Annotated in this window: 8 protein-coding genes; 1 reads left to right on the forward strand and 7 read right to left on the reverse strand. The window is 64.1% G+C overall.

Annotation, left to right across the window (positions count from 1 at the left end; translation table 11 throughout):
- The 7 genes from JX325_RS11130 to thrC form a co-directional block, all read right to left on the reverse strand.
- On the reverse strand, window positions 1-281 hold a 281-nt coding region (locus JX325_RS11130), incomplete at its 3' end, for an ATP-binding cassette domain-containing protein (protein WP_374220610.1).
- On the reverse strand, window positions 278-1,033 hold the full coding sequence (locus tag JX325_RS11135) for an ABC transporter permease (RefSeq protein WP_204791195.1): 756 nt from the start codon (window positions 1,031-1,033) through the stop codon (window positions 278-280). The genes JX325_RS11130 and JX325_RS11135, both read right to left, overlap by 4 nt.
- Window positions 1,023-2,090 (reverse strand): ABC transporter substrate-binding protein, encoded by a 1,068-nt coding sequence (locus JX325_RS11140; protein ID WP_204791196.1) that lies wholly within the window; start codon window positions 2,088-2,090, stop codon window positions 1,023-1,025. The genes JX325_RS11135 and JX325_RS11140 overlap by 11 nt, the downstream gene beginning before the upstream one ends.
- 39 nt (window positions 2,091-2,129) lie before the next feature.
- Window positions 2,130-2,381 carry a TM1266 family iron-only hydrogenase system putative regulator gene (locus tag JX325_RS11145; protein WP_204791197.1) on the reverse strand — a complete coding sequence of 84 codons (252 nt, stop codon included), beginning with the start codon at window positions 2,379-2,381 and terminating at the stop codon, window positions 2,130-2,132.
- Between the two features lie 820 nt (window positions 2,382-3,201).
- Entirely contained in the window at window positions 3,202-4,377 is a 1,176-nt protein-coding gene (alr, locus tag JX325_RS11150; protein ID WP_204791198.1) for an alanine racemase, read from the reverse strand.
- Between the two features lie 39 nt (window positions 4,378-4,416).
- The gene (locus tag JX325_RS11155) at window positions 4,417-4,935 is read right to left on the reverse strand and encodes a GNAT family N-acetyltransferase (RefSeq protein ID WP_204791199.1); all 519 of its coding nucleotides are present in this window, start codon (window positions 4,933-4,935) and stop codon (window positions 4,417-4,419) included.
- Window positions 4,932-6,179: a threonine synthase gene (gene thrC / locus JX325_RS11160; RefSeq protein WP_204791200.1), complete on the reverse strand. Its 1,248-nt coding sequence runs from the start codon at window positions 6,177-6,179 to the stop codon at window positions 4,932-4,934. Before thrC ends, JX325_RS11155 begins: the two co-directional genes overlap by 4 nt.
- A gap of 155 nt (window positions 6,180-6,334) precedes the next feature.
- On the opposite strand from thrC, the gene JX325_RS11165 reads away from it, so the two are divergent.
- Window positions 6,335-6,673 carry a DUF3795 domain-containing protein gene (locus JX325_RS11165; RefSeq protein WP_204791201.1) on the forward strand — a complete coding sequence of 113 codons (339 nt, stop codon included), beginning with the start codon at window positions 6,335-6,337 and terminating at the stop codon, window positions 6,671-6,673.
- Window positions 6,674-6,761 lie beyond the last annotated feature (88 nt).

Raw genomic sequence — 6,761 nt, forward strand, 5'->3', positions numbered from 1 at the left:
CCCGGAACCTCCCCCAGGGCGAAGCGGAGATTTCCGGCGGCGGAGAGGTTCTCCAGCAGCCGGTCCTCCTGGAACACGGCGGCCCATCGGCAGTCCGCGCCCCGGATGATTCCCCCGTCGGGGCGCTCCAGGCCCAGCAGGAGGCGGAGCAGGGTGGTTTTCCCCGTTCCGGAGGGGGCGGCGACGCAGGTGATCCCCGGGCGGAAGACGGCGCTCAGGCCGGTCAGCACGGGCCTGCCGCCATAGGCCTTGCAGAGCCCTTCCACATGAATTTCCATCATGCTCCCGCCTTTCCAGCCAAGCCGTCCACCGCCGCCAGGAACAGCCGCTCGAAAACCGCCGACAGCGCCAGGATCACGGCGGTCCAGGCGAAGAGGTCCGGGGTCTGGTAGTAGACCTTGGCGGTATAAAGCCGCTCGCCGATGGTCCCCTCCGGAAGGCCGATGACCTCCGCCGCCGCTCCCGCCTTCCAGCAAAGCCCCAGGGCCAGGGAGGCGGCGGAGCGGAAATAAGGCAGCACCTGGGGCAGGTAAACGCCCCATACCCGCCGCCGGAAGGGGATGCGGTAGACCCGGGCCAGCTCCAGGAGCTTCGGGTCTGTCTGCCGGAGTCCCTCCAGCACGTTGAGGTACACCGGCGGGAAGACCATCAGGGCGGAAATGAACAGGGACAGCGCTTCCGCGTCCAGCCACACCAGGGCCAGGATGATGAAGGAGGCCACGGGGACCGCCTTCACCACCGCCACCGGCGGGGCCAGCAGATCCCGGAGCCAGGGCCGGCCCGCCGCCAGAGACGCCAGCAGAAGAGCCAGCGCGCAGGAGAGGAGAAAGCCCCCGAAGATGCGCAGAGACGAGTTCCCCACCGCCCGCCAGAAGGCGGAGGACGGCAGCAGCTCCAGGAGGCGGAGGGCCGCCTGAACCGGCGAGGCCAGCAGCAGCCCCCCGTGGGGATAAGCCGCCGCCAGGGCCACGCTCCCCCCCTGCCAGGCCAGCAGCCAGAGGGCCACGGACCAGGGGCGGAGCTTAGGCGCCATAATAGAAGTCGTCTCTGGGGAGCACACCGCCTACGGACTCCGGGGCCGCCTCCGCCAGCACCTGGAGATAGCCGGAGAGCTTTTCATACATCTCCTGCCCGGTGAGACAGACGATGTTGCAGCGGGGCAGGGCCTTTTCCGCGATGGCGGGGCTTTCGATGATGCCGTTTTGGGCCACCAGCTCCGCCGCCCCGGCGGTGTTTTCATGCACCCACTCCACAGATTCGGCGTATTCCATCAGGAACTTATCCACCAGCTCCGGGCGCTCCTCCACCAGCTCCCGCCGGGCCACGGCCACGCCGGTAATCATGGCGGAGCCGTTGTCCAGGGCGTCCCACTCTTCCGTCAGGTCCAGGGCCACCCGGAGNTTTTCCAGCTTCCCCTGGGCNACGGTGACGAAGGGCTGGGGNAGCAGGGCGATGTCNGCCNTTNCCGCCGCCAGGGCGGCGACGCACTCGGCGTGTTCCGATTTCCAGTCGACGGTGACGTCCCGGTCCGGGTCCAGGCCGTTTTGCTCCAGGAGGTACTGGAGGCCGAACTCCGGGGTAGACCCCTTCCCGGCGGCGACGATGGTTTTGCCCTTGAGGTCCTCCATGGACTGAACGCTCTCCCCGCCGTTTTCCACAATGTAGAGCACGCCCAGGGTGTTGACGGCCAGGGTGACGATTTGGCCCTCGGTCTTGTTGTAGAGAACCGCCGCCAGGTTGGCGGGGACACAGATGATATCCAGGTCCCCCTTGATGAAGGCGGGGGTCAGCTCATCGGCGGAGCCCGCCAGAGCAAACTCCCAGAAATAAATGGACGCCGTGGGCCCCCGCCGCTCCATCATCTGCACAAGTCCCATAGCAGTTGGCCCTTTCAGCGCCCCTATCTGGAGCAGATAGAGTTCATCCGGCATTTCTTCCGGGGGCAAAGAACCCTCTGCCGGGCCGCTCTCCTCCCCCGGGGCGGAGCCGCCCGCCGTTTGAGCGGGGCCGTCGCCGCCGCGAATCACGCCGCAGGCGGAAAGGGCCAGCAGCAGGGCTAAGGCAAGGGCAAGGGTCTTCAAGATTTTCATCCGTTGTTTCCTCCCATAATGTGTTCTTTTTTGCAAGGCTCAGGCATTCTCAGGGGCGTAAACGGTCTTGGCCGTCACGCCGGGCAGCCGGCCGATTTTCCCGGACAGGGCGGAGATCACATCCGCCGGAGCGTCCAGGGCCACGCTGATTAAGCGTATCCCCCGATCCCGGCAGGGAATTCCCATCCGCCCGAGGACGGCGCTTTCATACTGGTGCAGCAGGGCGTTCAGCGCCGCCACGGAGTCCGCCTCCCGGACAATGACCGCCAGGACGGCGACGCGGGTCTCCATATAGCTTCCCTCCTTCGCGGAAAAATAAAAGCCCCTCCGCCGATCCGGCAGAGGGGACGCAGGCACGCGCCAAGGCCCGGGGAACCTCCCCGCGCCCGATGTCTCTCCTCTTACGGCTCNGAACCACCTTGCCGTCAGACCGACAGATATGAAATCCAAGTCCTCCGGTCAGAAACACTTTCCGGGGACAGGGCTGTAAACGATGATAGCATGGAAGGGCCTGGATGTCAAGGCCGGCCTTTTCCAGGGAGTGTCCAAACACAGGGTTAAAAGAAATCAAAGAGGGAAAAGGGAGATGTCTTATCCCAACTTACAACATGCCCCACCATTTGCCGAGGTTTTCAGCTCACCATCGTCATAATGTAGANATTTTCCCGGGTCTCCGTCCGGGGCTTGTACTCCAAAAACCAGTACAGCTCATCCAGTTCCACAAGTCTTGTGCCGACTGTGGATTCCTGGTTACTCTTCCTCCGGGCGCTCTTTTTTATCCAATTCATCACATTGGATTTGTTCATCCCCAGAATCTTTCCCACGCCGCGGCCGCTGCCCCCGCCTTAATACATTTTGATTGCCAGTTCTCTGGTTTCTTCCGGGTACGCGTGCTGTTTTGGGTCTATGGTGTAATATATGCCGCACTCCTTACACTTGCGGCGTTGGCTTCCCGAACCGTTGTATCCTGCCTTGATCTGGTTCTCGATTTTTCCGCATCTCGGGCATTTCTTCCATGCCTCTTCTGTTCGTCTTTTCATATTTCCATTTTATCATAAAATCTTTATTTTGGACACTCCCCTTTTCCAAGGATCCGGCATTGGCGAGGCGTTCACTCCTTATCCAGGTAGTCCAGAACCTCCACCACTTCTCCCCCCCGGAGGTAGACCCGGGGCACCCGGCGGGCCACGGCGCAGAGAAGCTCGTAGGTGATGGTCCCCGCCTTTTCCGCCGCCTGGGCAAAGCCGTCCGCCGGAGCGGCGCCCAGCAGCACGGCCTCATCCCCGGCGGAGACCTCCGGCGCCTGGGAGGCGTCCAGAACAATCTGGTCCATGCTCACCCGGCCAATCACCGGGGCGGGATGGCCGTGAATGGAGGCCGTGCCCAGATTGGACAGGCACCGGGGGTAGCCGTCGGCGTAGCCGCAGCAAACGGTGGCCGCCCGCAGGGGCCGGTCCGCCGTGTAGGTCCGCCCGTAGCCCACGCAGTCCCCGGGGGCCAGGTCCTTCACCTGGCTGACCACGGTTTTCAAGGCCATGACGGGCCGAAGGCCGGGGAAGGCCACCTCCGCGCTGGGGTCCTGGCCGTAGAGGATGACCCCGGCCCGGACCATGTCGCCGCTCCACTNCGGGTGGGCCGTCAGTCCGGCGGAGTTGGAGCAGTGGACGGTTCTCAGGGGCCCCGCCGCCTCCAGGCGCTCCACCACCCGGCGGAAGAGGGCGTACTGCTTTTCCGTATAGCGGCGGTCCTCCTCCGACAGGGAGTCCGCCACGGGAAAGTGCTGGAACGCGCCGGTGATGGAAAGGCCGCGCAGCCTCCGGCACTCCAGAAGGCCGGACACCGCCCCCTCAAAGTCCCGGCAGGCCCCGAAGCCGATGCGGCCCATGCCGGTGTCGATTTTCAGGTGGCCCTCCACCGTCACCCCGGCGGCCTCCGCCGCCTGGGACAGGGCCCGGGCGTATTCCAGGCTGTAGACCGCCTGGGTTATCCCCTCCGCCGCCAGCGCCCCGGCGCACTCCGGACGGGTCATGCCCAGAATCAAAATGGGCTGCTTGATACCGCTGCGGCGCAGGTGCCGGGCCTCCGCCAGGGAGGATACGGCGAACCACGCNGCCCCCGCCTCCGCCAGGGTCCGGGCCGCCATGCGGTCCCCGTGGCCGTAGGCGTCGGCCTTTACCACGGCGCAGACCGCGGCGGGCGACGCCTTTTCCCGAATCAGATGGAAGTTATGGACCAGGGCGTCCAAATCGATTTCCGCCCAGCAGTGGGCGTCAAACGCTGTTTTCATGGGGAGTCCCCTCCTGTCTCTTGGAATGCCGCGTCTATCTTACTCCGTTTCCGCCTGGGGCGCAACGGCGTTTTCTGCTGAGTAACAGGCGTTTTGTGCAGCCGGGAACCGGCGCTTTTCCATGTTGTAATTGGTCAGGGGCACTCCATGCCGGAGTACCCGCCGCTCCCGGAGGGTCCGATAACCCCGCTTCTCAAAAAACGGCCGGGCGGTGATGGAGGCGTGGGTGACAATCCGCTCCGCCTCCACCGCCGCTTCCAGCGCGTCGCAGAGGGCGGAGGCAATGCCCCGGCGCTGGAAGTCCTTGTGGACATACAGGCGGTCCAGATAACCCGAGCGGTCCATGTCTCCAAAGCCCGCGAGAGTCTCCCCCTCCACCGCCACAAGGGCGGTGTGCGCCAGGAGGGTCCTGCCCCACTCCTCTAAGTCCGGGGCTCCGTCCGCCCAGGCGTCCAGCTGCTCCGCCGTGTAGTCCCCGGCATTCACCGTATGCACCGTGTCATAAAACAATTCCGCAAGCTCCCGGAGATCGGAGGGACGGTAGGGCCGGAGGATCATACTCCCNCCGCCCCAATGNCCTTCTCGGCAAAAGCCGCCAGCAGCCGGTTCATATCGGAGGGAATCGTGATGGGGTCCCCGCAGGCGGCGATGGCGTTGGCCACGTCCTTCAATCCGTTGCCCGTCACCACAGAGACCACCGTGTCGTCTCTGCCGATTTTTCCGNCCTCGCAGAGCTTTTTCACCCCCGCCGTGCCGGTGACCCCGGCGGGCTCGCCGAAGACGCCGCAGGTCCGGCCCAGGAGCTGCTGGGCGGCCATGATCTNTTCGTCGGTGACGTTCACCGTCAATCCGCCCGACTCCCGGATGGCCATGAGGGCCTTTTCCGCGTTCNGGGGCACGCCCACGGCGATGGAGTCCGCCAGGGTGTTCTCCTCCATGGGCTCCCAAGGCATGCCGCTCTCAATGGCCCGGTTCAGCGGGCAGCAGCCCGCCGCCTGGGCGGAGATAAGCCGGGGCAGGCGGTCAATGAAGCCGATGGCGTGCAGGTCCTTAAGGCCCTTCCACAGCCCCGCGATGGTACAGCCGTCCCCCACGGAGATGGCGATGTANTCCGGCACTTCCCNGTTCAGCTNTTCCATAATCTCCAGGGCCACGGTCTTCTTGCCCTCGGAGAGATAGGGGTTGATGGCGGCGTTGCGGTTGTACCAGCCCCATTTGTCAATGGCCTGTTTGGAAAGCTCAAAGGTCTCCTCATAGCTGCCCTGGACGGAGATCACCGTGGCCCCGAAGGTCATGAGCTGGGCCACCTTCCCCTTGGGGGCCCGGGAGGGAACGAAGATGTACGTGGAAAGCCCCGCCGCCGCCGCGTTGCCCGCGAGAGACGAGGCGGCGTTTCCCGTGGAGGAGCAGGCAATTACCCTGGCCCCGGCCTCCCGGGCCTTGGCCACCGCCATGGCGCTGGCCCGGTCCTTCAGGGAGGCCGTGGGGTTCTGGCCGTCGTCCTTTACAAAGAGCCGGCCCAGGCCCAGCTGCTGCGCAAGGCGCGGCTCCTCGTAGAGGGGGGACCAGCCCACCCGCAGGGGCGTGGGGACGGCGCCCTCCTCGATGGGCAGCAGCTCCCGGTAGCGCCACATGGACCGCTCGGCCCGGTTCGCCAGGACCTCCTTGGTCAGACGGGCTTTGATGGACTCATAGTCATAGATGATATCCAAAATGCCGCCGCATTCGCAGGTAGTCAGGTCCGGCACGGCCGCGTAGGTTTTGCCGCAGCGGACGCATTTTCCGTATTTCACATGTTTCATGGTCCCGCTCCTCTCTCAAATNATGGTTCCATCATAGCAAATAGGTTGGCCTTTGTCAAAGGGAGAAACCGCCGCCAGCCTTACAGGGCGGGTTGAATTGGCCTGGGAACGGTGCTATAATATGTGAAACATCCATTTGCAGGAGGAAGACGGCCATGAGAGAAATGATCGCCTATTGCGGCCTGGACTGTGAGAAATGCGGCGCGTACCTCGCGACCATCCATGACGACCAGGCGCTGCGTGAGAAAACCGCGAAATTGTGGGCAGAGCTAAACAACGCCCCCATTCTGCCCGAACATATCAACTGCCGGGGCTGCCGGGCCGCGGGAGTGAAAACGGTGTTTTGCGAACAGCTCTGCGAGATCCGTCAATGCGCTTTGAAAAAGGGCGTAACCACATGCGGCGGCTGCCCGGACCTGGAAGAATGCCAAACCCTTAGGATGATTACCGCAGATCGCCCCGACGCTCTGGAAAANTTAAAAGGGGGAGGCTGAAACGCCTCCCCCTCAGCCTGTCGAAAAGAGGCCTGTCTGTCTTCATTACCAGACAGGCCACAAAGTTAATGAGGGATAAAATGTAGGA

It is taken from the genome of Oscillibacter sp. CU971 (genome assembly GCF_905219725.1).
In the GTDB taxonomy this organism is placed as follows: domain Bacteria; phylum Bacillota; class Clostridia; order Oscillospirales; family Oscillospiraceae; genus Oscillibacter.